Origin of the sequence: Nocardia sp. No.11, assembly GCF_038752175.1 — a bacterium.
Classification (GTDB): Bacteria; Actinomycetota; Actinomycetes; order Mycobacteriales; family Mycobacteriaceae; genus Nocardia; species Nocardia canadensis.
The window spans coordinates 1-23,746 of the sequence record NZ_JBCGFB010000067.1; the positions used below are offsets into that span (position 1 = coordinate 1).

The window sequence follows — 23,746 nt, forward strand, 5'->3', positions numbered from 1 at the left end:
GCGACACCCGCCGAGCCGGTGCCGAGAATCGCGCCGACGCCGGCCGAACCGGTACCGAGCAGCAGGCCGAGACCGGCCGAACCCGTGCCGAGGACGGCGCCCGCGGCGGCCGAGCCCGCCGCGGAACCGGCAGCCGCGGAACCCGAGGCGGACCCGGTTCCGGCGACGTCCTTCTTCGGGATGTCCTGGGCGACCTGGCCGGGAATGGTCAGCGGCTGCCACTCACCCTCGCCGGCGACCTGCGCACCCGCGGGGTGCGGTGGATCGGCCGGGCCGGCGGGATCGGCGCCGGTGTCGCTCTGGCCGCTGTTGCCTTGCTCGCCGCCGCCGGAACCGCTGGGGAGCCGCAGTTCGGCGGGCTTGCCGTTGCCGGTGTGCTGACCGCCGTTGTTCTGACCGCTGTCACCGTTGCCCTGGCCACTGCTGCCGCTCCCGGGCGCCTGAGCGGCGGGAGTCGGTGGTTTTTCCGGTGCGGCGACGGCGACCGCCGGCCCCAGTAGAGCAGAACCGGCCAGCACACTCGCAGCGGCAAGTACGCGCAAGATGCGACCAACGGCCATGCGCTTGTCATCCCCTTAGTATTTCAGCGCAGCATTACCCCCGGTCGCGACACATTCCGGGATCGACGAACAGTAGCCCATAGTAAACCCACCCCTGCTTCCACGCAGAAGAGAGCAAGAGTCGTCCAGCCCCCTGAACGTGTGTGACATGCCATAAGCGCAGGCCGGGGAGGTTTCCCCGGCCTGCGCTCATGGAGTTTGCTATGCGCCGTACACCGGCTCCGGCGGAGTGCTCTTCTCGATCAGTTCGGCCACCACCGGACCCAGTTCCGCGGGGTTCCAGCGGGCGCCGCGGTCGACCGGGGCACCGTGGCGCCAGCCCTGCGCGAGTGCCACCTTGCCGCCCTCGACCTCGAACATCCGGCCGGTCACCCCGGCCGACTCGGTGCTGCCGAGCCACACGACGAGCGGGGAGATGTTCTCCGGCGCCATGGCGTCGAAGCCCGAATCGGGGGCGGCCATGGTGTCGGCGAAGACGGTCTCGGTCATCCGGGTGCGGGCCGCGGGCGCGATGGCGTTCACGGTCACGCCGTAGCGGCCGAACTCGGCCGCGGCGGTGAGGGTGAGCCCGGCGATACCGGCCTTGGCCGCGCCGTAGTTGCCCTGCCCGACGCTGCCCTGCAGACCGGCGCCGGAGCTGGTGTTGATGACGCGGGCGTCCACCGGACGACCGGCCTTGGACTCACCGCGCCAGTACTCGGCCGCGTGCCGCATGGTGGCGAAGTGGCCCTTGAGGTGCACGCGGACCACCGCGTCCCATTCGTCCTCGCCCAGGTTGACCAACATCCGGTCGCGCACGAAACCGGCGTTGTTGACCAGCACGTCGAGCCCGCCGAAGGTGTCCACGGCCTGCCGGATCAGGTTGCGGGCACCCGCCCAGTCGGCGACGTCGTCGTAGTTGGCCACGGCCTCGCCACCGGCGGCGACGATCTCGTCGACGACCTGCTGGGCCGGGGTCTCGGTGGTCGCGGCGCCGTCGAGCGCGGTGCCGACGTCGTTGACCACCACGCGCGCGCCCGCCGCGGCGAAGGCCAGCGCGTGCGCGCGGCCGATCCCGCGGCCTGCGCCGGTGACGATGACGGTGCGGCCCGCGCAGATCTGCTGCTGGTCGTCCATAGGAAAGCTCCTGTTTCTCTGGCGGCTGGCGCCGCGGGTTTCGGCCTCGTGACCTCGCATCCGAGGGGCGACACTGCGCCTTCGGCGTTCCGTCCCGCCCCTCGGATGCGAGGCGGCCGAAACCGAGGTGGTCGGGTCTAGTGGTTGGCGTTGGCGGCGTCCAGGAAGGCCGGGCGTTCGCCGCCGCCGTGGACGAGCAGGGTGGCGCCGCTGATGTGCGCGGCCAGCGGGGAGGCCAGGAAGATCGCGGCGCTGCCCACGTCGGCGGGGCTGGCCAGCCTGCCCAGCGGGACGGTCCGGCCGACGGCGGCCACCCCGTCGGCATCGCCGTAGTGGAGGTGACTGAGTTCGGTCTCCACCGGGCCGACGACCACCGAGTTCAGCCGGACCTTGGGCGCCCACTCCACGGCCAGCGAGGACGCCAGGTTGTCCAGACCCGCCTTGGCCGCGCCATAGGCGGCCGTGCCCGGCGACGGGCGGTGCCCGCTGACGCTGGTGATCATCACGATCGAGCCGCCCGCGTCCTGCTTCTGCATCGCCGCGTTGGCGTGCTGGGAGATCAGCAGGGGCGCGAGCAGATTCAGCTCGATGATCTTCTGATGGAACCGCGGGCTCGCGGCGTCGGCCATGGCGAACGGCGCACCGCCCGCGTTGTTCACCACATGGTCGACCCGGCCGTGCCGATCGAGGATCTGCTCGAACAGCGCGGCGACGGCGTCGGGATCGCGCACATCGCAGGAGAAGTGCTCCGTGCCACGCTCGCCCACCGTGATCGGCTCGTCGGCGGGCCTGCGCGCGCAGGTCAGCACGGTCGCGCCCGCGGCGAGGAAGGCCCGGCTGATACCGGCGCCGACACCGCGGACGCCACCGGTCACCAGAACGATCTGCTCGGAAAGGTCGATTTCTACAGCCACCGTGCTAACCTACCAAGCAATTGCTTGCTTTGTCTCGGGTTCGCCGGGGCGCGCACGATGGGACTTGCGATGGGGATAAACCGTCACACCGAAACCGAGGGCGTCGAAGTCGTCACAGTCGACTACCCGCCGGTCAACGCACTACCGTCCGACGGTTGGTTCGCCCTGGCCGACGCGGTCCGGGCGGCAGGCCGTAATCCGGAGACCCGGGTGGTCGTGCTGCGGGCCGAGGGGCGCGGCTTCAACGCCGGCGTCGACATCAAGGAGATGAACGCCGACACCGGCCACACCGCGCTGATCCGCGCGAACCACGGGTGCTTCGACGCCTTCGCGGCCGTCTACGACTGCGAGGTGCCCGTGGTGACCGCCGTCAACGGCTTCTGCCTGGGCGGCGGCATCGGCCTGGTCGGCAACTCCGACGTCATCATCGCCTCCGACGACGCCACCTTCGGCCTGCCCGAGGTGGACCGGGGCGCGCTCGGCGCGGCCACCCACCTGGCCCGGCTGGTCCCCCAGCACCTGATGCGGACCATGTTCTACACCGCGGGCAAGCTCACCGCTCAGCAGCTGCACCACTTCGGCTCGGTGTACCAGGTGGTGCCGCGCGCCGAACTCGACGCCGCGGCCATGGAGGTCGCCAAGAACATCGCGAACAAGGACGGCCGCGTGATCCGGGCCGCCAAGCGCGCACTCAACGGCATCGACGTGCAGGACGTCCACCGCTCCTACCGCTACGAGCAGGGCTTCACCATGGAGCTCAACCTCGCCGGTGTCGCCGATGAGATCCGGGCGCGTTTCGACGACGATCTCGCCGCGCAGAAGAAGGAGAAGTAGACGCCATGCGCGACAAGAGAATGACGCTCGACGAGGTCGTCGGCGAGCTGCGCAGCGGCATGACCATCGGCATCGGCGGCTGGGGCTCCCGGCGCAAGCCGATGGCGCTGGTGCGCGCGCTGCTGCGCTCGGACGTCACCGACCTGACCGTGGTCACCTACGGCGGCCCCGACCTGGGCCTGCTGTGCTCGGCGGGCAAGGTGCGCAAGGCGTACTACGGCTTCGTCTCGCTGGATTCGGCGCCCTTCTACGATCCGTGGTTCGCCAAGGCGCGCACCGAGGGCGCGATCACCGTGCGCGAGATGGACGAGGGCATGGTCAAGTGCGGTCTGCAGGCCGCGGCGGCCCGGCTGCCGTTCCTGCCGATCCGGGCCGGACTGGGGTCCTCGGTGCTGGACTTCTGGGAGGGCGAGCTGAAGACGATCCAGTCGCCGTACCCGGCCGCCGACGGACGGACCGAGACGCTGGTCGCGATGCCCGCGCTGAACCTCGACGCCTCCTTCGTGCACCTGGACCTGGCCGACAAGCACGGCAATGCCGCCTACACCGGCGTCGACCCGTACTTCGACGACCTGTACTGCCTGGCCGCCGAGCGGCGCTACGTCTCGGTGGATCGCCTGGTCGAGACCGAGGAACTGGTGAAAGCCGTTCCGCAGCAGTCGATCATCCTCAACCGCATGCTGGTCGACGGCGTCGTCGAGTCGCCCGGTGGCGCGCACTTCACCTTCTCCGGCAGCTACGGCCGCGACGAGAAGTTCCAGAAGCACTACGTGGCCGCCGCGCAGACGCCCGAGTCGTGGGCCGAGTTCAAGGCTCGCTACCTGGATGTCTCCGAAGCCGAATACCAAGCCGCCGTCCACGCTTTCGCCGAGGAGCAGAAATGAGTTCAGCATCGCTAGGCGATTCCGTGAAGGGTGGCGGCCTGGAGACGGGCGGGCCCATTACTCGTGCTGAGGTCTGCGTCGTCGCCGCTGCGGAGATCTTCCGCGGGGCCGGTGAGATCATGGCGAGCCCGATGTCGACGGTCACCACCATCGGCGCGCGACTGGCCCGGCTCACCTTCGAGCCCGATCTGTTGCTGTCCGACGGCGAGGCGCTGTTCTTCGCCGAGGTTCCGGCGATCGGCGCGAAAGCCCCCGTCGAGGGCTGGATTCCGTTCTCCAAGGTGTTCGACGTGGTGGCCTCCGGCCGTCGGCACGTGGTGATGGGCGCCAACCAGATCGACCGGTTCGGCAACCAGAACCTGTCGGCCTTCGGTCCGCTGCAGCAGCCGACCCGGCAGATGTTCGGGGTGCGCGGCGCGCCGGGCAACACCATCAACCACGCCACCAGCTACTTCGTGCCCCGGCACAACAAGCGGGTGTTCGTCGACCAGGTCGACATCATCTCCGGCATCGGCTACGACCGTATCGATCCCGAGAACCCCGCCTATCGCTTCCATCACCTGCACCGCGTGGTGACCAACCTGGGCGTGTTCGACTTCAACGGTCCCGACCACACCCTGCGCGCGCTGTCGCTGCACCCGGGCGTGAGCGCCGACGAGGTCGCCGAGAACACCTCCTTCGAGATCGCCGAGCTGGGCACCGCGGGCGAGACCAGGCTGCCCTCCGAGGAAGAGCTGCGGATCATCCGTACCGTGCTCGACCCCAAGGGTTTCCGGGAGAAGGAGGTGGCGGCGTGAGCGGTCAGCGGCCGGAGGCGGCAACCGAGCGTGACCACGCGGCCCGCCCGAGCACGCCGAGCGGAGACAATGTGAGCGCGCGGCTGCGGACTCCGCTGACCGAGCTGGTCGGCATCGAGCATCCGGTCGTGCAGACCGGGATGGGCTGGGTCGCCGGTCCGCGCCTGGTCGCGGCCACCGCCAACGCGGGCGGCCTGGGCATCCTGGCCTCGGCCACGATGACCTACGAGGAGCTCGAGGCGGCGATCGCCAAGACCAAGTCGCTGACCGACAAGCCGTTCGGCGTGAACATCCGCGCCGACGCGACCGACGCCACCGAGCGCATCGACCTGCTCATCCGCGAGCGGGTCAAGGTCGCTTCCTTCGCGCTCGCGCCCAAGAAGGACCTGATCGCCAAGCTCAAGGACGCCGGTGTCGTGGTGGTGCCGTCGATCGGTGCCGCCAAGCACGCGGTGAAGGTGGCCTCCTGGGGCGCCGACGCGGTGATCGTGCAGGGCGGCGAGGGCGGCGGGCACACCGGCCCGGTCGCCACCACGCTGCTGCTGCCGTCGGTGCTCGACGCCGTCGACATCCCGGTGGTCGCGGCCGGCGGCTTCTTCGACGGTCGCGGCCTGGCCGCCGCGCTGTCCTACGGCGCGGCCGGTGTCGCGATGGGCACCCGCTTCCTGCTCACCCAGGAGAGCACCGTCCCCGAGGCCGTGAAGCAGGAGTACCTGGCGCGCGGCCTGCAGGACACGGTGGTTTCGGTGAAGGTCGACGGCATGCCGCACCGGATGCTGAACACCGAACTGGTCGAGAAGCTGGAACACTCCGGCGGCTGGCGCGGACTGTCCGCCGCGGTCGGCAACGCGGCCAAGTTCAAGTCCATGACCGGCATGAAGTGGTCGACGCTGATGCGCGACGGCCTCGCCATGCGCAAGACCAAGGACCTGAGCTGGTCCCAGGTCGTGATGGCGGCGAACTCGGCGATGCTGACCAAGGCAGGCTTGGTCGAGGGCCGTACCGACGCGGGCGTGCTGCCCGCGGGCCAGGTCACCGGCATCATCGACAGCCTGCCGACCGTGGCCGAGTTGATCGACGGCATCGTCACCGACGCCGTCGCCCGGATCGCGGCCGCCTCGGCGCTGACCATCGAGCCCGCCGCCGAAGCCCACTGACCCGGAGCCGTACCCGGCTCCCTCCCCGAGCTCGCCCCGATCGACGGCCCAGAGCCAACCGTCGGTCCCCTGGGGCGATCGAACACCGGACCCGGTGCCGCACTCACGAGGTGCGCATCGGGTCCGGTGCGCTTTTCGGCTCAGAGCGCGAAGACGGTGAACTGCGTGGTGGCGGGTAGATGCGCCAGCGGCGTGGTGCGCACGGTCGCCTCGATCCGGCCGGGGCCGGTGGCCAGTACGACGCCGACCGCGGGGCCGGTCTGCCCGGCGGGCCCGCCCACGACGACGGTCGCGACCGAACCGCTCGCACCGGTGTCGAGATTGCGCCAGTCCACCGTGGCGGTGACCGAGCAGCCGCTCTCGTGCGAACCGGGCGTCGCGCTCCAGAAGGTGCCGCGCAGATACACCGCGGCCTCGCCCGGACCGCTGTAGTCGCTGGGGCCGGGAATGGCGGTGCCGTCGACCTGCCCTGCGCAGGTCCAGCCGGTGGCCAGGGTGTAGGTGGGGGCCATCGTCGTGGCGGCCGAGGCCGCCGTCGTCGTGCCGAGAAGTAGTCCGCAGGCCGCTGCCGCCACGATCGCGACACGGCCGAGGTGCTGATGCATCGCTGTCGTCCCTTCGTCGCCGTTCGGGTTCGATCCAGCGTGGCACCTTCGGTCGCGGATCACCAGCACCGACCACCCCGCGTCAGCGCGGCCGCACCTCGACGCGGTTGTCGTGGAAGACCGCGCCGCCGCCGTAGTCCGAATCCCGTTCGGCGATGGTCGCGTTGACGGTGGCGCCGTTGGTGAACTTGGCCCAGCGGCCCTTCGTCGTCCCGGCGACGCCGGGGCGGACCCGGTCCGAGACCTCGGCCACCGCCTCGAACGACCCGCGCGGGTTGGACACCAGGACCGGCTCGCCGTCGGTGATACCGCGGGCCGCGGCGTCGTCGGGGTGCAGCGTGATGGTGGATTCGCCGGCTCGGCGGCGCAATTCGGGATTGCCGCCGAAGGAGGTGTTCAGGAAGTAGTGCGAGGCGGCGGAGATCAGCACCAGTCCCTCGCCGGGGTCGGCGGGCGGGGTGTAGTCCGGGAGCGGATCGTGGCCGGCCAGTTCGGCACGCGCCGAGACGAATTGCAGCTTGCCCGCCGGGACCGAGCCGGGCTGGATCTTGAGGAAGCCGTCGGCCCTGAGCCGGTCGAGGTCGTGGCCCTTCAGCAGCTGCCTGGCCAGTTCCTCGTCGGAGTCGTAGAGCGCCGGTTCGGTGAGACCGAGGCGGCGGGAAAGCCTGCGGAAGGTCTCGGTGGTGGACAGGCATTCGCCCGGCGGCTCGACGGCGGGCTCGTTCCAGACCAGGTAGAGGTGGCCGTAACCGGCGATCACGTCGAGGTGCTCGGGCTGCATGGTGGCGGGCAGCACGATGTCGGCGTAATCGACGGTGTCGGTGCCGAAATGTTCGAGCACGACGGTGAACAGGTCCTCGCGGGAGAGCCCTTCGATCACCCGGCGCTGATCGGGATTGGAGCCGACCGGATTCGCGCCGATCACGAACAGCGCCTTGACCGGCGGGTCCTCGGTCTCGAGCAGGGCCTCGCCGAGCCGGGTCATCGACAGGGTGCGCACCGGATGCGGCAGCAGATCGTCGCGGACCAGCGCCGCGTCGTCGAGCCGGAAATGACCGCTGGTCGAATAGTGCAGTCCCCCACCGGGAATCGCCCAGTCGCCGGTGACACCGGGCAGGCAGGCCAGCACCCGCAGCGCCATGCCGCCGCCCGCGTGCCGCTGCATGCCCTGGGACGCGCGGATGGCGGTCGGCCGGGTGCGGGCGATCCGCTCGCCGAGCGCGACGATCCGCTCCCGCGGCACGCCGGTGATCGCCGCGGTGCGCTCCGGGGTGAATTCCATGACCCGCTCGCGGAATTCGGGCCAGCCCTCGGTGTGCTCGGCGATGAACCGGTCGTCCTGCGCGCCGAGCGAGACGATGACGTGCAGCAGCCCGAGCGCGAGCGCCGCATCGGTGCCGGGCAGCGGGGCGATGTGCTCGTCGCAGCGCTCCGAGGTCTTGGTGCGCACGGGATCGATCGAGACCAGGTAGGCGCCGCTGTCCTGCACGAACTTCCACAGATGGTGACCGGAGGTGAGCGGGTTGGTGCCCCACAGCAGGATCAGCTCCGACTTGGCGAAGTCCTCGGGGTCCATGCCGCCGGAGGTGCCGAGGGTGTAGCGCAGGCCGGTGCCGCCTGCGACGGAGCAGATCGTCGCGGCGTGATGCGAGGCACCGAGGACGTTGAACATCCGGCGACCGGGATAACCCTCGAGTCCCTGCAGGTAGCCCAGGCTGCCGGTGCCGTGGAACGGCCAGATCGCCTCGCCGCCGAACTCCTCGACGATGCCGGTGAGCCGAGTGGCGATCTCGTCGAGCGCGTCGTCCCAGCTGATCCGCTCGAAGCGGCCCGAGCCCTTGGGCCCGACCCGGCGCAGCGGATAGCGCAGCCGGTCGGGCGAGCCGACCTGCTCGAGATAGCGATTGACCTTGACGCACAACGCGCCACGGGTCACCGGATGGTCCTTGTTCCCCCGCAGCCCGGTGGCCTCGCCGTCTTCGACGGTCACCACCCACGAGCACGCGTCGGGGCAGTCGAGCGGGCACGCGCCGAGCACCTTCACCCGTTCATCGTAAGCCGGGGGCACGACACCCGCCGGGCGGCGATCAGGGGTAACACCAACCGGCTGGAATGTGATGTAAGTCACGTAAGGGTGGTTTCGCGGACGCGTCATCACCGGAGATCTAGACGCGCGGAGGCCCTGCCACAGGTCGGGGCATCGTGCCCCCACGCTTGGTGGGAGGTAGGAGATGAGAACGTTCGGCAAGAAATTGATGGTGAGCGCGTCGGCGGCAACGCTGCTCGGCGCGGGGGTGGTGATGGGCGCGGCGCCGGTCCAGGCGCAATGGGGTCCGTCGGGATGCTCGGCCTATCCGGTCAACAACACCTCGGCGTACTCGCAGTGTTATTGGCCGATCCGGCATCAGGTGCGGATCGAATGCAGGCAGTGGTGGGGCTGGTTCGGCAGCAGCTGGGCCACCTACGAACGCCGCGGCAACATGGCGTGGGACGGCCAGCAATCCTGGGCGCACTGCGACTTCCCGGGCACGCTCCAGCGATGGGATGTGGTGACCTATTGGTGGTGAACGACGTGTGGTCCCCGGCGGAAATCCGCCGAGGACCACCAGAACTCGTCCGGACTACTTGTCCGCGTCGAGCCGCTCGATGATCGTCACGTTCGCCGTGCCGCCGCCCTCGCAGATGGTGAGCAGACCGTAGCGGCCGTTCACCCGCTCCAGTTCGTTGAGCAGGGTGGCGAACAGCTTGGCGCCGGTCGCGCCGAGCGGGTGCCCGAGGGCGATGGCGCCGCCGTTGACGTTCACCTTCGCCGGATCGGCGCCGATCTCCTTGATCCAGGCCAGCACCACGGGCGCGAAGGCCTCGTTGATCTCGATGACATCGATGTCGTCGATGGCCAGGCCGGTCTTCTCCAGCGCCCACTGGGTGGCCGGGATCGGCGCGCTGAGCATGAAGATCGGGTCGGCGCCGCGCGCGCTGACGTGGTGGATGCGGGCGCGCGGGGTGAGGCCGTATTCCTTGACCGCCCACTCCGAGGCGAGCAGGGTGGCGCTGGCGCCGTCGGAGATCTGGCTGGCGACCGCCGCGGTGAGCGGGCTGCCCTCCGACAGCGGCTGCAGACTCGCCATCTTCTCCAGGCTGGTCTCGCGCGGACCCTGGTCGACGGTGAAGTCGCCGACCGGCACGATCTCGTTGTCGAAGCGACCCGCGGCGATGGCGGCCTTGGCGCGCTCGTGGCTCTGCAGCGCCCAGCGCTCCATGTCCTCGCGGGTGATGCCCCACTTCTCGGCGATCATCTCGGCGCCCTTGAACTGGGAGACCTCGCCGGTGCCGTAGCGCGAATCCCAGCCCTTCGCGCCGATGAACGAGGACTCGAAGCCGTACGGCTTGCCCGCGAGCATGGCGGCGCCGATCGGGATGGCGCTCATGTTCTGCACGCCGCCCGCCACGATGACCTCGGCGGTGCCGCTCATGATGGCCTGCGCGCCGAAGTTGATCGCCTGCTGGCTGGAACCGCACTGCCGGTCGACGGTGACGCCGGGCACCTCTTCGGGGTACCCCGCGACCAGCCACATGGTGCGGCCGATGTTGCCCGCCTGCGGGCCGAGGTTGTCGACGCAGCCGACGATGACGTCGTCGACGATCGCCGGGTCGATGCCGGTGCGCTCGACGAGACCACGCAGCGCGGCCGCGCCGAGATCGGCGGAGTGCACCTCGGCCAGCGCGCCACCACGCTTGCCGACCGCGGTACGCACCGCATCGATCACATAGGCCTCCCGCAGCGGGGTATAGGGGCGGCGCTCGGCGGATGCGGTCATGATGGAACTCCTATTTCGCGGTGCTCCCGGGCACGGTCAGCCCGTCGAGCACGATGGTGAGATATTGCTGAGCAAGGCTTTGCACGGTGATCGGGCCACCGGGGGTGTACCAGCGCACCGCGACCCACACGGTGTCGCGCAGGAAGCGGAACGCCAGTTCGACGTCGAGTTCGGGCCGGAAGCTGCCGTCGGCGACGCCGGCGGTGAGCACCCGGTGCCACAGGTCGCGGAACTCGGTGTTGAAGTCGCGGATGTAGGCGAAACGCTCCACATCGCGCAGGTTCTTGGCCTCGGCCTGGTAGATGGCGACCGCGGCGTGGTGCCGGTCGAAGGCCTCGTAGGAGGCGATCACCAAGGCTTCCAGGGTCTCTCGCGAGCTCAGTCCGGCGGCCGCGATCTCGCGGTAGCGGCCGAACAGGTCGTCGAGGAAGCCGCGCAGGATCTCGTCGACCATCGACTCCTTGGAGTCGAAATGGTGGTAGAGGCTGCCGGAGAGGATGCCCGCCGAGTCGGCGATGTCCCGCACCGTGGTGGCGCGCAGTCCACGCTCGGCGAACAGGTTCGCGGCGAGGTCGAGGAGCTCGGTGCGGCGAGAACGTTTCACGGTGTCGGATGCGGTCACAACGTCATCCTACAACCAAGCATTTGCTTGGTTTCCGGAAACTCCGCGCTCGGGGGCCGCCCATCATGCGCGCTGACTGCTCACCGAGACCACCTCGCCGGTCAGGTACGAGGTGTAGTCGCTGGCCAGCATGGCGATCGTCGCCGCGACCTCCCACGGCTCGGCGGCGCGGCCGAAGGCTTCCCGCTCGCTCAGGGCGTCGAGCAGCTCGGTCGAACTGACCTTGTCCAGGAACGGATGCCGCGCGATGCTCGGCGCGACGGCGTTGATCCGCACCCCGAACTCGGCGGCCTCCACCGCACTGCACCTGGTCAGCGCCATCACGCCGGCCTTGGCGGCAGCGTAGTGCGCCTGGCCGTGCTGCGCGCGCCAGCCGAGCACGCTGGCGTTGTTGACGATCACGCCACCGTGGCCCGCCGAGCGGAAGTACCCGAGCGCGGCGCGGGTGCAGCGGAAGGTGCCGGTCAGGGTGATGTCGAGGACCTGGTCCCACTGCTCGTCGGTCATGTCGACGACCGGCGTCTCACCGCCGAGGCCCGCGTTGTTGACCATGACGTCGATCCGGCCGAGTTCGGCGGCGGCGTCGGTGAGCAGCTGGTTCACCTGCGCGGTGTCGCGGACATCGCACACCACGGCGCCGACCTTGCGCTCGGGGAACTCCTTGGCGAGCAGCTCGGCGGTCTCGGTGAGCCTGCGCTCGTGCCAGTCGGAGACGACGACGTCAGCACCCTCCTCCAGGAGCCTGCGCGCGGTGGCGGAGCCGATGCCGGTGCCCGCCGCGGCGGTGATGACGGCCTTACGGCCGGTCAGCAGGCCGTGGCCGGGGATGGACGGCGGCGGGACGGAGAGCGGACCGGTCACGGGCGGGCCTCCCGCGGCAGGCCGAGCACACGCTCGGCGATGATGTTGCGCTGCACTTCGTTCGAACCTCCATAGATCGTGTCGGCGCGGCTGAACAGGTACAGCCGCTGCCATGCGGTCATGTCGTCGGGACCGAGGACCAGCCCGGCGGCGCCCTGCACCGCCATGGCGAGTTCGCCGAGTCCGCGATGCCAGTTGCCCCACAACAGCTTCGAGACCGACGCGCCACCGGCGTCGTCGACGTCCTCGCTCATGGTGCGCAGCGCGTGCGCGCGCAGGACCCGCAGGCCGACCCAGGCGTTGTCGATGCGCTCGGCGATCAGCGGGTCGTCGGCCGCGCCGGTCCGCCGGGCCAGGGCCTCGATGTCGGCGAGTTCGCGGGCGAAGCGGATCTGCTGACCGAGCGTGGAGATGCCGCGCTCGAAGGTCAACGTGCCCATGGCGATGCGCCAGCCGTCGCCCGGTTCGCCGACGACCAGGTCGGCCTCGGTGACGGCGTCGTCGAAGAACACCTCGTTGAATTCGGAGGTGCCGGTGAGCTGTTCGATCGGGCGCACCTCGATGCCCGGCTGATTCATCGGCACCAGCAGATAGGACAGGCCCTTGTGCCTGCTCGACCCCTTCTCGGTGCGCGCGATGACGAAGCACCAGTCGGCGACGTGCGCGAGCGAGGTCCAGATCTTCTGGCCGTTGATCACCCACCGGTCGCCGTCCAGGCGCGCGGTGGTGCTCACCGCGGCCAGGTCGGAGCCGGCGCCCGGTTCGGAGTAGCCCTGACACCACAGCTCGCCGACCGAGCGCACGCCCGGCAGGAACCGCTTCTTCTGTTCCTCGGTACCGAAGGCCAGCAGCGTCGGGCCGAGCAGTTCCTCGCCCACGTGCGAGACCCGCGCGGGCGCGTCGGCCTTCGCGTACTCCTCGTGGAAGATGACCTGCTGGCGCACGCTGGCGCCGCGGCCGCCCCATTCGACCGGCCAGCCGAGGCAGGTCCAGCCCGCCGCGGCGAGGTGCCGGTCCCAGGCCAGCCGCTCTTCGAAGAACTCGTGCTCGCGCCCCGGCCCGCCGGTGCCGCGCAGGTCACGGAACTCTCCGGCCAGGTTTTCGGCCAGCCAGTCGCGTATTTCCGCGCAAAACTCCGCGTCGGAGGTCGCGGTATCGGAATCTGAGGTCTGGATCACGCCCACCTCGGTAGGATAACCTACCAAGCACTTGCTTTGTTAGCCGATTGGTGAGGACCCCGTGACAACCCCTGCACAGACCACCCCGCAGGCACTGCGAGACGTCGCCGCGGCGCATCCGCACGAGCCGGCCCTGATCGACGGCGCGACCCGCCTGACCTGGTCCGACCTGCTCGACCAGGTCCGGATCGCCGCCCGCGCCCTGATCGCCCGCGGTATCGACCGCGGCGACCGGGTCGCGATGTGGGCGCCCAATACCCACCACTGGGTGGTCGCGGCGCTGGCCGCGCACTCCGTCGGCGCCGCGCTGGTGCCGCTCAACACCCGCTATGTCGCCGCCGAGGCGGCCGACGTGCTGGTCCGGGTGAACGCGAAGGCGCTGTTCGTCGCCGGGCCGTTCCTCGGCCGCGATCGCGCCGCCGAACTGCGCGCGGCCGCCCCGGACCTCGAGATCGGCACCGTCGTGGTGATCCCGGTCGAGGGCGAGTCCGCCACCGACGACGCGTCGCTGAGCTGGCCGGCGCTGCTGGAACTGGCCGAGACCGTGTCCGCCGAGGCGGGCGAGGAGCGGGCCGACGCCGTCTCCCCCGACGACATCTCCGACATCCTGTTCACCTCCGGAACCACCGGTCGCAGCAAGGGCACGCTCGTCGCGCATCGGCAGGCACTGGGCGTGGTGCGCGGCTGGGTCGAGTGCTCGACGCTGCGCACCGGCGACCGCTACCTGATGATCCCGCCGTTCTTCCACAACTTCGGCTACAAGGCGGGCATCCTCGCGTGCCTGGTCACCGGGGCCACGATCGTGCCGCAGGCCACCTTCGACGTGCCCGCCGCGCTCGCGCTGATCGAGTCCGAGCGGATCACCGTGCTGACCGGCCCGCCGACGATCTACCAGACCATCCTCGAGCATCCCCAGCGCGGCGAGCGCGATCTGTCCTCGCTGCGGGTGGCGGTCACCGGCGCGGCGACGGTGCCGGTGGTGCTGATCGAGCGGATGCGCGAGGACCTCGACTTCGAGGTGGTCATCACCGCCTACGGGCTGTCCGAGTCGGCCGGTTTCGGCACGATGTGCCGACCCGAGGACGACGCGGCCACCATCGCCAACACCTGCGGTGGCCCGATCGCCGACTTCGAGCTGCGCCTGTCCGAGGCCGGTGAGGTGCTGCTGCGCGGCCCCAACGTGATGCTCGGCTACCTCGACGACCCCGAGGCCACCGCCGAGGCCATCGACGCCGACGGCTGGCTGCACACCGGCGACATCGGCGTCGTCGACGAGCGCGGCTACCTGAAGATCACCGACCGGCTCAAGGACATGTACATCACCGGCGGGTTCAACGTGTATCCCGCCGAGATCGAGCAGACCCTGGCCCGGCTCGACGGTGTCGCCGAATCGGCGGTCATCGGGGTGCCGGACGAGCGGATGGGCGAGGTCGGCAAGGCCGTCGTCGTCCGCAAGGCCGGCTCGACGCTGACCGCGGACGAGGTGATCGCCTTCGCCGCGTCCACCCTGGCCAATTTCAAAGTGCCCCGGCTCGTGGAGTTCCGCGACCAGCTGCCCTACAGCGCGGCGGGCAAGGTGCTCAAGCGTGAGCTACGTGAGGAGAAGTCGTGAGTCCCGAAACCGACGCCGAGGTCGTCACCTATGAGGTGCGCGGATCGGTCGCCGTCGTCACCATGAACCGGCCCGAGTTCCGCAACGCGCAGAACTCGAAGATGACCTACGCCCTCGACGCCGCGTTCGTGCGGGCCGTCGAGGACCCCGAGGTCAAGGTGATCGTGCTGGCGGGCAACGGGAAACACTTCAGCGCGGGCCACGACATCGGCACCCCGGGCCGCGACCACGACGTGCACTACGAGAACAAGGCCGCGCTGTGGTGGGACCATCTGGACCGCGCGGGCGGCGATCAGCGCTTCGCCCGCGAGTCCGAGGTGTACCTGGGCATGTGCCGGCGCTGGCGCGAGATCCCCAAGCCGACCGTCGCGATGGTGCAGGGCGCCTGCATCGCGGGCGGGCTGATGCTGGCCTGGGTGTGCGACCTGATCGTCTGCTCCGAGGACGCCTTCTTCTCCGATCCCGTTGTCCGCATGGGTATTCCGGGTGTGGAGTACTTCGCGCATCCGTGGGTGATGGGTCCGCGCGCGGCCAAGGAGTTCCTCTTCACCGGTGACCGGTTCGACGCCGCCCAGGCCAAGGAGTGGGGCATGGTCAACCGGGTCGTGCCGCGCGCGGACCTCGAATCCGAGGTGATGGCGCTGGCCGAGAAGATCTCCGCCATGCCGCAGTTCGGGCTCGCGCTCACCAAGAAGGCCGTCAACCAGGCCGAAGACCTGATGGGCATGCGCTCCGGCATGGACTCGGTCTTCGGGCTGCACCATTTCGCACACGCGCACAACGCCGAAGTCGGCGCCGATTCGCTCGGCGGGATGACCGCCCGCTCGATGAAGGGCGCCGCGACCGAACAGAACGGGACGAAATAAGTGGACCTCGAGATCGACCCGGCAGTCCGGGAGTTCCAGCTGGAAGTGCGCGAGTTCCTCGCCGCCAACGTCCCCAGCGAACCGCTGCCGTCCATGGACACCGCGGCGGGCTTCGAAGCCCATCGCGCCTGGGAGGCCACGCTGGCCGAGGCCCGCCTCTCGGCGGTGTCGTGGCCCACCGAGTACGGCGGCCGCGACGCCTCCATCCTCGAGTGGGTGCTGTTCGAGCAGGAGTACTACGCGGCGGGTGCGCCGGGGCGCGTCGCCCAGAACGGCATCTTCCTGCTCGCCCCGACCCTGTTCGAGCACGGTACCGCCGAGCAGCTGGCCCGGATCCTGCCGCGGATGGCGCGCGGTGACGACATCTGGGCCCAGGCCTGGTCCGAGCCCGAATCGGGCAGCGACCTGGCGAGCCTGCGCTCGACCGCGCGCCGCACCGAGGGCGGCTGGATCCTCAACGGCCAGAAGACCTGGAGCTCGCGCGCCACCTACGCCGACTGGGCCTTCGGCCTGTTCCGCAGCGACCCCGAGGCGCAGCGTCATCACGGCCTGACCTACGTGATGTTCCCGCTCTCGGCCGACGGCGTGAGCGTTCGGCCGATCCCGCAGCTCGACGGCGAGCCCGGCTTCGCCGAGATCTTCCTCGACGACGTCTTCGTCCCCGACCGCGACGTGATCGGCGCCCCGAACGAGGGCTGGCGGGTCGCGATGGCGACCTCGAGCAACGAGCGCGGCCTGTCGCTGCGCAGCCCCGGCCGGTTCAGCGCGACCGCGCAGCGGCTGATCGACCTGTGGACCGAGACGACCGAACCCAGCGACACCGCCGCGCGCAATGCCGTGGTGGACGCCTGGATCGGCAGCGAGGCCTACCGGCTGCACACCTTCGGCACCGTCACCCGGCTGACCGACGGCGGCCAGCTCGGCGCCGAGTCCTCGATCACCAAGGTGTATTGGTCCGAACTCGACATCGCCATGCACCAGACGGCGCTCGACCTGCTCGGCCCCGCCGCCGAGCTGACCGGCACGTGGACCGACGGCTACCTGTTCTCGCTGTCGGGCCCGATCTACGCCGGCACCAACGAGATCCAGCGCAACATCATCGCCGAGCGCATCCTGGGCCTGCCGCGGGAGAGCAAGCGATGAACCGCCCGACCTCGGGTCCGCCCGCCCGGCCGCTGGGCGCGCCGAATACCCACCGCCGCCCGGTCGCGTACCGGGCAGCCACCCGTTCGACCACAGGAGTTCCGCGATGAAGTTCGCACTCGCCACCGAACAGCTGGACTTCGCCGCCGAACTGCGCAAGGTCCTCGACGCCGCGCAGGTACCGGCCGCGACCCGCGCCTGGGCGGCGGGCGACCCCGCCAAGGGCACCGCGCTGCTGCGACAGGTCGCCGAGATGGGTGCCTTCGGCCTGATCGTCGACGAGCAGTACGACGGCGCCGAAGCCACTCCCGTTGACCTCGTCGTCGCACTCGTCGAGCTGGGCCGGGCCGCGGCGCCGGGCCCGGTGATCGAATCGGCCGCGGTGATTCCGGCACTGCTGCAGCGTCTCCCGGACGCCGAGCCGGCGCGGCGCTGGCTGCCCGCGCTCGCCGGCGGCGCGCTGCTCGGCACCGTCAGCTTCGGCGGCACGCACCGCGGCATCACCCTCGATGCCGATGTCGCCGATCTGGTGCTGGTCGCGGACGGCGCGCGGCTGTCGGTCGGCCGCCGCACCGCCTCGGTCGGTCCGCTCGCCTCGATCGACCCGGCTCGCAAGCTGGTCGCCGTCGAGGCCGAGGAGACCGTGGCCGACGACGTCGCGGACGCGATCGGCTACGCCTTCGACCTCGGCGTCCTCGCCTGTGCCGCCCAGCTGCTCGGCGCGGGCCGCGCGCTGCTCGACCAGACCACCACCTATGCCAAGCAGCGCAAGCAGTTCGGTCGCGCGATCGGCGAATTCCAGGCCGTGAAGCAGCAGCTCGCCGATGTCCTGATCGCCCTGGATCTGGCGGAGCCGCTGCTCTACCGCGCCGCGCTCACGCTGGACTCCGACGATCGCGCGCGCGACGTGTCGGCAGCCCTCGTGGCCTGCGGCGATGCCGCTCACCGCGCCTCCCGCGCCGGTCTGCAGGTGCACGGCGCGATCGGCTACACCGCCGAATGCGACCTGTCGCTGTGGATCACCAAGGTGGCGGCGCTGCGCACCGCCTGGGGCACCGCCGATTTCCACCGCGGCCGCATCGCGGAGGCGCTGCGCGCGGCCGAACCCGCGGCGGTCTGAGGCGAGCGGATGCCACTCCCCGTACCCACCGACGCGGTGACCATCACCGACTCTGCCGAGGAACCCCATGTCATCGAATGAACTACTCGAATTCCGCACCTCCGTCCGCGCGCTGCTGGCCAAGCACGCCACGCCCGCCGCGGTGCGCGCGGCCATGGACACCGACCTCGGGTACGACCCGAAGCTGTGGACCATGCTGTGCGAGCAGGTCGGCGTCGCCGCGCTCGCGGTGCCCGAGGAATGGGGTGGCGCGGGCGCCGGACTGGTCGAATCGCTGATGGTGGTGGGCGAACTGGGCCGGACCCTGGCCGGGGTGCCGATGCTCGGTTCCGCCGTGCTCGGCGTGCAGGCGATCCTGCTCGCGGGCGACGAGCAGGCCTGCGCCCGGCTGCTGCCGGACCTGGCCGACGGTTCCCGCACCGCCGCGCTGTGCTGGGCCGACGCCGCGGGCTGGGACTCCTCGGGTGTCGACGCGAGCGACGGAAAGCTCAACGGCGCGGCGCATTACGTGCTGCACGGCGCCCAGGCCGACCTGCTGCTCGTGCTCACCGAGGACGGCCTGTTCGAGACGGCGGCCGACGCTCCCGGCGTCGTCGTCGCCCCGACGCCTGCCCTCGATCCGACCCGCAAGCTGGCCGTGATCGCCTTCACCGACACCCCGGCGACGCGGATCGGCACGGCCGACCCGGCGGCCCTGCGCGCCCGTCTGCGCGAGATCGCCTGGGCCGCGCTCGCCGCCGAGCAGGTCGGCGCGGCCAGGCACTGCCTGGAGATGACGGTGGCCTACACCGCCTCGCGCGTGCAGTTCGGCAGGCCGATCGGCAGTTTCCAGGCACTCAAGCACCGGATGGCCGATATGTACGTGCTGGTGGAGTCGGGGGGGGGGGGGGGGCGGGGGGCCCCNTACACCGCCTCGCGCGTGCAGTTCGGCAGGCCGATCGGCAGTTTCCAGGCACTCAAGCACCGGATGGCCGATATGTACGTGCTGGTGGAGTCGGCCGAGTCGACTGCGCTGGCCGCCGCCCAGGCGGTGGCCGAGCACAGCGACTCGGCCGCCGAGGACGTCTACGTCGCCCGCAAGCACTGCACCGAGACGTTCACGCACGTGGCCGCCGAGACGATCCAGCTGCACGGCGGCATCGCCATCACCTGGGAGCACGACGCCCACCTGTACTTCAAGCGGGCCCACGCCACCGCCGAGCTCTTCGGCACCGGCCGTCGCCCGGTCGCGGCCGCCTGACCGCACCCATCGAAAGCCCTGGTCGCAGCCCCGCGACCAGGGCTTTCGGCATGTTGTGCGAGATGTCACCGTCCCGGAGCGCGGATCGCTGGATTTAGATAGTTAGCTTATGCAATAATATTCTTCGTGCAGCCCCCAGAGCAGCCCTCCCCGGACGACATCGTGGTCGACCTGTTGGTCACTGCCGGACGGCTCACCCGGCTCGCCGGGGCGATCAGCGACGACGATCTGCCCCGCGCGGTCCTGCGTGCCCTCGCCGTGCTCGACGAACACGGCGGCCTGCGGGTCAGCGACTTCGCCCGGATCGATCGATGTTCCCAACCGGCGGCAACGGCGCTGATCGGTCGGCTCGTCGCCGACGGCTTCGCCTCCCGCACCAGGGACCCGCAGGACTCCAGGGCGGTTCTCATCGAACTGACCCCGGCGGGCCGGAACCGCCTCGTCGAGGCCAGGCGTGCCTTCGCGGCCGCCATGGCGCCCGGACTGGCCGACTTCGATCTCGATCGCCTGATCCGGCTCGACACCGACATGAACGACCTGCTGACAGCCCTGCGTGCGGTTGCCCGCGGTCATCAGTGATGCAACCAGGAGCGCCAGTGAGCCTTTCCCCGTTGACTCGCGCCGACGATACCGCCGCCGCCGCAACCACCTCCTCCGCCGGACAACCCAAGGCCGTCTGGGCCGTCGCCTTCGCGAGCGTGATCGCGTTCATGGGCATCGGCCTGGTCGACCCCATCCTCAAGCCGATCGGCGAACAGCTGCACGCGAGCCCGTCGCAGGTCTCGCTGCTGTTCACCAGCTACATGGCCGTCACCGGCGTCGCCATGCTGATCACCGGAGTCGTCTCCAGCCGCTTCGGCGCCAAGAAGACGCTGCTGTCGGGCCTGGCGATCATCGTGGTGTTCGCCGCGCTGGCGGGCATGTCGAGCACGATCGGCGAGATCATCGGCTTCCGCGCGGGCTGGGGTCTGGGCAACGCGCTGTTCATCGCGACGGCGCTGGCCACCATCGTCGGCGCGGCCACCGGCGGCGTCGCCAAGGCGATCATCCTCTACGAGGCCGCGCTCGGCGTCGGCATCGCGACCGGCCCGCTGCTGGGCGGCCTGCTCGGCGGCATCAGCTGGCGCGGACCGTTCTTCGGCGTCTCGGTGCTGATGGCCGTGGCCTTCATCGCGATCGTCGTGCTGCTGCCCGAGATGCCCAAGCCGGCCGAGCCGACCTCGATCAGCGCGCCGTTCAAGGCGCTGCGGCACAAGGGTCTGTTGACCGTGAGCATCACCGCGCTGCTCTACAACTTCGGCTTCTTCACCCTGCTCGCCTACACCCCGTTCCCGCTGGACATGGGCACCTACGCGATCGGCTTCATCTTCTGCGGCTGGGGCATCTTGCTGGCGCTGGCCTCGGTGTTCCTCGCGCCGAAACTGCAGGCGCGCTTCGGCACCCTGCCGATGATGGCGCTGTCGCTGGCGCTGTTCGCCGCCGACCTGGCCGTGATGGGCATGTTCACCGAGCACAAGGCCGTGCTGATCGTCGGCGTCGTCATCGCCGGCCTGTTCCTCGGCGTGAACAACACGCTGATCACCGAGGCCGTGATGATCTCCGCCCCGGTCGAGCGCTCCACCGCCTCGGCGGCCTACAGCTTCGTCCGGTTCGCCGGTGGCGCCGCGGCGCCGTGGGTGGCGGGCAAGCTCGGCGAGCACAGCGTCTCGCTGCCGTTCTGGCTCGGCGCCGCCTGCACCGCCGCCGCCGTCGCGGCGCTGTTCGTCGGCCGCAACGCCCTGGCTCACATCGACGACCACGACCCGGCGCCGCACAGCGTCGAGGAAGCACAGGCCATCACCGTCGGCGATTGAGTCATTGGAGCGCTGGCGCGCTCGAGGTCGACGGCGTCGGCCTGGCCCGCCTCGGGGTCGGGCGGGCGCGGCTGGGAATCGAGCGGCGGCGCGGTCGCGGCGTAGCGTCGAGCACATGAGCGACGACAAGCGCGGGCGCGTCCGGGTCGAGCAGGCGCACAAGCGCGTGCGGGCTTATCTCGACGGCAGACTGGTAGCCGACACGCTGCGGCCCCTCTTGGTCTGGGAGATCCCCTACTACCCGACCTACTACGTCCCGCTGACCGATGTCAGAGCGGATCTGGCACCGAACGGGATCGACGAACACTCCCCCAGCCGTGGCGAAGGCACCGGCTACGACGTGGCCTGCGGCGGCCTGCGCGCCGACGGAGCAGCGCTGCGCTACCTCGACTCACCGCTGCCGGACCTGAAAGACGCTGTCCGCCTCGACTTCGCGAGGTTCGACTGGTTCGAGGAGGACGAACCGATCTTCGTCCACCCCCGTGACCCGTATTCCCGGGTCGACATCCTGGGCAGTTCGCGCAATGTACGGGTGGAGATCGACGGCGTCACCGTCGCCGACTCGTCCTCGCCGCGCATCCTCTTCGAAACCGGCTTGCCCGCACGGTACTACCTGCCGCTACCCGATGTCCGGATGGATCTGCTGACCCCCTCCGACACGCACACCAGCTGCCCGTACAAGGGCACGGCCGACTACTGGCACGTCGATGTCGACGGCACCGAGCACCGCGACATCGTGTGGATCTATCGCACGCCGCTGCCGGAGAGCCAGAAGATCGCCGGCTTGGCGTGCTTCTACAACGAGAAGGTCGACATCTACCTCGACGGCGTCCGCCAGGACCGCCCGCACTCCCCGTTCAGCTGATCATTCGGGGATCTCGAGCACGCCCTCGTCGACCGCCCACTTGATGGACTTCTCCAGCGACGGGCACGATTCCGGCCTGCCCGGCCGCGCGCCGTGCGCGCTGAGCTGGGCGAAGACCGGGCAGTGCGTGTCCGGTCGTTCGGTCCACTGCACCGAGGTCTGGTGCGCGCTGGACTTGCGCACCAGAACCTCGGACTGGCAGGCCTGACACCGCAACGGTGTCAGGCCCTCGTCCAGATAGTGCTGCTTGTCGACCGTGGTCTGGGCCCGTACCGCGGCCTGCCGCACGGGCTGATCGGCGAAGTCGGGTGCCTTGGCCCAGGTCGGTGACATGGTTACACGCCCGCTTCGGCTTCTGCCTCGGCCTTGCGGCGCAGGTTCTCCGCCACCTCGGCCTCCCAGGCCTGGTTGGCCTTGGTGGTGTCGACCTCGAACTCGAAGCGCTGGGTCATCTTGTCGGTGACCTCGGCGATGTCGACGTAGAACTGCTCGTACCAGCGGCGCAGCTGGTAGACCGGGCCGTCTTCCTCGCACAGCAGCGGGTTCTCGACCTTGGACTTGTGCTTCCAGATCTCGACGTCCTGCAGGAAGCCGTCGCCGAAGAACTCCGTCATCGAGGCCGCCAGCTTCTCGGCGGTCGCGTCGTCGATGCCCTTGGGCTTCTCGACGGTCAGGCCGTACTGGAGCACGAACTCGTCCTGGCTGACCGGGTAGTGGCAGTTGATCAGCACGACCTTGATCTCGTACCCGCCGTAGATGTTGACCAGCGGATTGATCATGTAGGACGGGCCGAAGTAGGACGCCTCCGACTTCAGCAGCGTCTCACCGCCGTACTTGGCCGCCATGCCGATATCCGGCCTGCCCTTGGTCTCCAGGAACTGTGTCGCCACATGACCCTCGAAGACGTTCTTGAAGTACGTCGGGAAGGCATAGTGGATGTAGAAGAAGTGCGCCATATCCACGACGTTGTCGATGATCTCGCGGCAGTTGGAGCCCTCGATGCGCATCGTGTTCCACGTCCACGGCGTCCAGCCGCCGTCATGATCCTCGCTGGGGTTGCCCTCCGTATCGGTGTAGGGGCCCTCGATGTGCGGGATCGTGACCTCGGCGGGCGGCTCGTTGCCCTCGTGGTCGTGCCAGATGAACAGCTGGCCGTTGCGCTCGAGCGTCGTCCACTTCCTGGTGCGGGCCAGCGGCGGAACGCGGCGCGCGTAGGGAATCGACGTGCACTTGCCACTGGCGCCCCAGCGCCAGTCGTGGAACGGGCAGGCGATGTCGTCGCCCTTGACCGTGCCCATGCTCAGATCGCCGCCCATATGCCTGCAGTAGGCGTCGAGCACCCGGATCTCGTCGTTGGTGTCGGTCCACACCACGAGCTTGGTCCCGAAGATCTCGATCGCGTGCGGCTTGCCGTCGCGGAAGGTCTTCGCGAGGCCGACACAGTGCCAGCCGCGCGCAAACCTGGTCGGCGTGGTGCCGACATCGAGTTCCCTCACCTTGGGGTTGACTGCCATCCCGAACCCTCCTTCTTCACTAGAACACGTTACAAAACGAGGGCGCTTCACGCCAGCTATCCAGCGAAGTTCGCTCCGAGCCCCTGTTATATCCGAGGTAGGGCGATCTTCTCGACAGAAATGAGAACCTGTTCTAATCTCAGAGTCGAACAAGAACCGGTTGTCGATCCGACAAGGCAGGAGCGGG

General features: G+C 69.8%; 23 protein-coding genes and 1 pseudogene. 13 read left to right on the forward strand and 11 right to left on the reverse strand.

The window, feature by feature from the left end; all coding sequences use genetic code 11:
• The 3 genes and pseudogenes from V8688_RS19785 to V8688_RS19795 form a co-directional block, all read right to left on the reverse strand.
• Positions 1–560: pseudogene (locus V8688_RS19785) on the reverse strand (hypothetical protein); the annotation flags it as partial.
• Positions 561–761: 201 nt separating this feature from the next.
• On the reverse strand, positions 762–1,676 hold the full coding sequence (locus tag V8688_RS19790; protein ID WP_316573407.1) for an SDR family oxidoreductase: 915 nt from the start codon (positions 1,674–1,676) through the stop codon (positions 762–764).
• 137 nt (positions 1,677–1,813) lie between these two features.
• Complete coding sequence (locus V8688_RS19795) at positions 1,814–2,590, reverse strand: SDR family oxidoreductase (protein WP_218716612.1); 777 nt, start codon at positions 2,588–2,590, stop codon at positions 1,814–1,816.
• Between the two features lie 69 nt (positions 2,591–2,659).
• On the opposite strand from V8688_RS19795, the gene V8688_RS19800 reads away from it, so the two are divergent.
• The 4 genes from V8688_RS19800 to V8688_RS19815 all read left to right on the forward strand — a co-directional run bounded on the left by V8688_RS19800 (position 2,660) and on the right by V8688_RS19815 (position 6,262).
• On the forward strand, positions 2,660–3,424 hold the full coding sequence (locus V8688_RS19800; protein ID WP_218716611.1) for an enoyl-CoA hydratase family protein: 765 nt from the start codon (positions 2,660–2,662) through the stop codon (positions 3,422–3,424).
• Positions 3,425–3,429: 5 nt separating this feature from the next.
• Entirely contained in the window at positions 3,430–4,308 is an 879-nt protein-coding gene (locus V8688_RS19805) for a CoA-transferase (protein ID WP_218716610.1), read from the forward strand.
• Entirely contained in the window at positions 4,305–5,105 is an 801-nt protein-coding gene (locus V8688_RS19810; RefSeq protein ID WP_218716609.1) for a CoA-transferase, read from the forward strand. The genes V8688_RS19805 and V8688_RS19810 overlap by 4 nt, the downstream gene beginning before the upstream one ends.
• 71 nt (positions 5,106–5,176) lie before the next feature.
• Positions 5,177–6,262 carry a nitronate monooxygenase gene (locus tag V8688_RS19815; protein ID WP_342801439.1) on the forward strand — a complete coding sequence of 362 codons (1,086 nt, stop codon included), beginning with the start codon at positions 5,177–5,179 and terminating at the stop codon, positions 6,260–6,262.
• A 140-nt stretch (positions 6,263–6,402) separates the two neighbouring features.
• Here the strand turns inward: V8688_RS19815 and V8688_RS19820 are convergent, their stop codons facing one another.
• Complete coding sequence (locus tag V8688_RS19820; protein WP_342801433.1) at positions 6,403–6,867, reverse strand: hypothetical protein; 465 nt, start codon at positions 6,865–6,867, stop codon at positions 6,403–6,405.
• An 82-nt stretch (positions 6,868–6,949) separates the two neighbouring features.
• On the reverse strand, positions 6,950–8,911 hold the full coding sequence (locus tag V8688_RS19825) for a molybdopterin-dependent oxidoreductase (protein ID WP_342801434.1): 1,962 nt from the start codon (positions 8,909–8,911) through the stop codon (positions 6,950–6,952).
• 187 nt (positions 8,912–9,098) lie between these two features.
• Here V8688_RS19825 and V8688_RS19830 point away from each other — a divergent pair, with 187 nt between their 5' ends.
• Entirely contained in the window at positions 9,099–9,434 is a 336-nt protein-coding gene (locus tag V8688_RS19830) for a hypothetical protein (RefSeq protein ID WP_218716606.1), read from the forward strand.
• Positions 9,435–9,488: 54 nt separating this feature from the next.
• Here the strand turns inward: V8688_RS19830 and V8688_RS19835 are convergent, their stop codons facing one another.
• The 4 genes from V8688_RS19835 to V8688_RS19850 all read right to left on the reverse strand — a co-directional run bounded on the left by V8688_RS19835 (position 9,489) and on the right by V8688_RS19850 (position 13,352).
• Entirely contained in the window at positions 9,489–10,649 is a 1,161-nt protein-coding gene (locus V8688_RS19835; RefSeq protein WP_342801440.1) for an acetyl-CoA C-acetyltransferase, read from the reverse strand.
• 46 nt (positions 10,650–10,695) lie between these two features.
• Positions 10,696–11,307, reverse strand: coding sequence for a TetR/AcrR family transcriptional regulator (locus V8688_RS19840; RefSeq protein ID WP_218716605.1), 612 nt, complete (start codon positions 11,305–11,307; stop codon positions 10,696–10,698).
• 63 nt (positions 11,308–11,370) lie between these two features.
• Positions 11,371–12,168: an SDR family oxidoreductase gene (locus tag V8688_RS19845; RefSeq protein ID WP_218716604.1), complete on the reverse strand. Its 798-nt coding sequence runs from the start codon at positions 12,166–12,168 to the stop codon at positions 11,371–11,373.
• Positions 12,165–13,352 carry an acyl-CoA dehydrogenase family protein gene (locus V8688_RS19850; RefSeq protein WP_218716603.1) on the reverse strand — a complete coding sequence of 396 codons (1,188 nt, stop codon included), beginning with the start codon at positions 13,350–13,352 and terminating at the stop codon, positions 12,165–12,167. The genes V8688_RS19845 and V8688_RS19850 overlap by 4 nt, the downstream gene beginning before the upstream one ends.
• 55 nt (positions 13,353–13,407) lie before the next feature.
• Here V8688_RS19850 and V8688_RS19855 point away from each other — a divergent pair, with 55 nt between their 5' ends.
• From V8688_RS19855 to V8688_RS19890, 8 genes are all read left to right on the forward strand, one after another.
• Complete coding sequence (locus tag V8688_RS19855) at positions 13,408–14,958, forward strand: FadD3 family acyl-CoA ligase (RefSeq protein ID WP_218716602.1); 1,551 nt, start codon at positions 13,408–13,410, stop codon at positions 14,956–14,958.
• Positions 14,955–15,824: an enoyl-CoA hydratase gene (locus tag V8688_RS19860; protein ID WP_218716601.1), complete on the forward strand. Its 870-nt coding sequence runs from the start codon at positions 14,955–14,957 to the stop codon at positions 15,822–15,824. The genes V8688_RS19855 and V8688_RS19860 overlap by 4 nt, the downstream gene beginning before the upstream one ends.
• Complete coding sequence (locus V8688_RS19865; protein ID WP_218716600.1) at positions 15,825–16,967, forward strand: acyl-CoA dehydrogenase family protein; 1,143 nt, start codon at positions 15,825–15,827, stop codon at positions 16,965–16,967.
• 106 nt (positions 16,968–17,073) lie between these two features.
• Positions 17,074–18,087 (forward strand): acyl-CoA dehydrogenase family protein, encoded by a 1,014-nt coding sequence (locus V8688_RS19870; RefSeq protein ID WP_316573403.1) that lies wholly within the window; start codon positions 17,074–17,076, stop codon positions 18,085–18,087.
• A 67-nt stretch (positions 18,088–18,154) separates the two neighbouring features.
• The gene (locus tag V8688_RS19875; RefSeq protein ID WP_342801435.1) at positions 18,155–19,327 is read left to right on the forward strand and encodes an acyl-CoA dehydrogenase family protein; all 1,173 of its coding nucleotides are present in this window, start codon (positions 18,155–18,157) and stop codon (positions 19,325–19,327) included.
• Positions 19,328–19,453: 126 nt separating this feature from the next.
• The gene (locus V8688_RS19880) at positions 19,454–19,906 is read left to right on the forward strand and encodes a MarR family transcriptional regulator (RefSeq protein WP_218716597.1); all 453 of its coding nucleotides are present in this window, start codon (positions 19,454–19,456) and stop codon (positions 19,904–19,906) included.
• Positions 19,907–19,923: 17 nt separating this feature from the next.
• Positions 19,924–21,180, forward strand: coding sequence for an MFS transporter (locus tag V8688_RS19885; RefSeq protein ID WP_342801436.1), 1,257 nt, complete (start codon positions 19,924–19,926; stop codon positions 21,178–21,180).
• Between the two features lie 115 nt (positions 21,181–21,295).
• On the forward strand, positions 21,296–22,045 hold the full coding sequence (locus V8688_RS19890) for a DUF427 domain-containing protein (RefSeq protein WP_316573401.1): 750 nt from the start codon (positions 21,296–21,298) through the stop codon (positions 22,043–22,045).
• Here the strand turns inward: V8688_RS19890 and V8688_RS19895 are convergent, their stop codons facing one another.
• Together V8688_RS19895 and V8688_RS19900 are read right to left on the reverse strand one after the other, a co-directional pair.
• Positions 22,046–22,378 carry a hypothetical protein gene (locus tag V8688_RS19895; protein WP_218716595.1) on the reverse strand — a complete coding sequence of 111 codons (333 nt, stop codon included), beginning with the start codon at positions 22,376–22,378 and terminating at the stop codon, positions 22,046–22,048. It abuts the gene before it with no gap.
• A 2-nt stretch (positions 22,379–22,380) separates the two neighbouring features.
• Positions 22,381–23,559: a Rieske 2Fe-2S domain-containing protein gene (locus tag V8688_RS19900; protein ID WP_218716594.1), complete on the reverse strand. Its 1,179-nt coding sequence runs from the start codon at positions 23,557–23,559 to the stop codon at positions 22,381–22,383.
• Positions 23,560–23,746 lie beyond the last annotated feature (187 nt).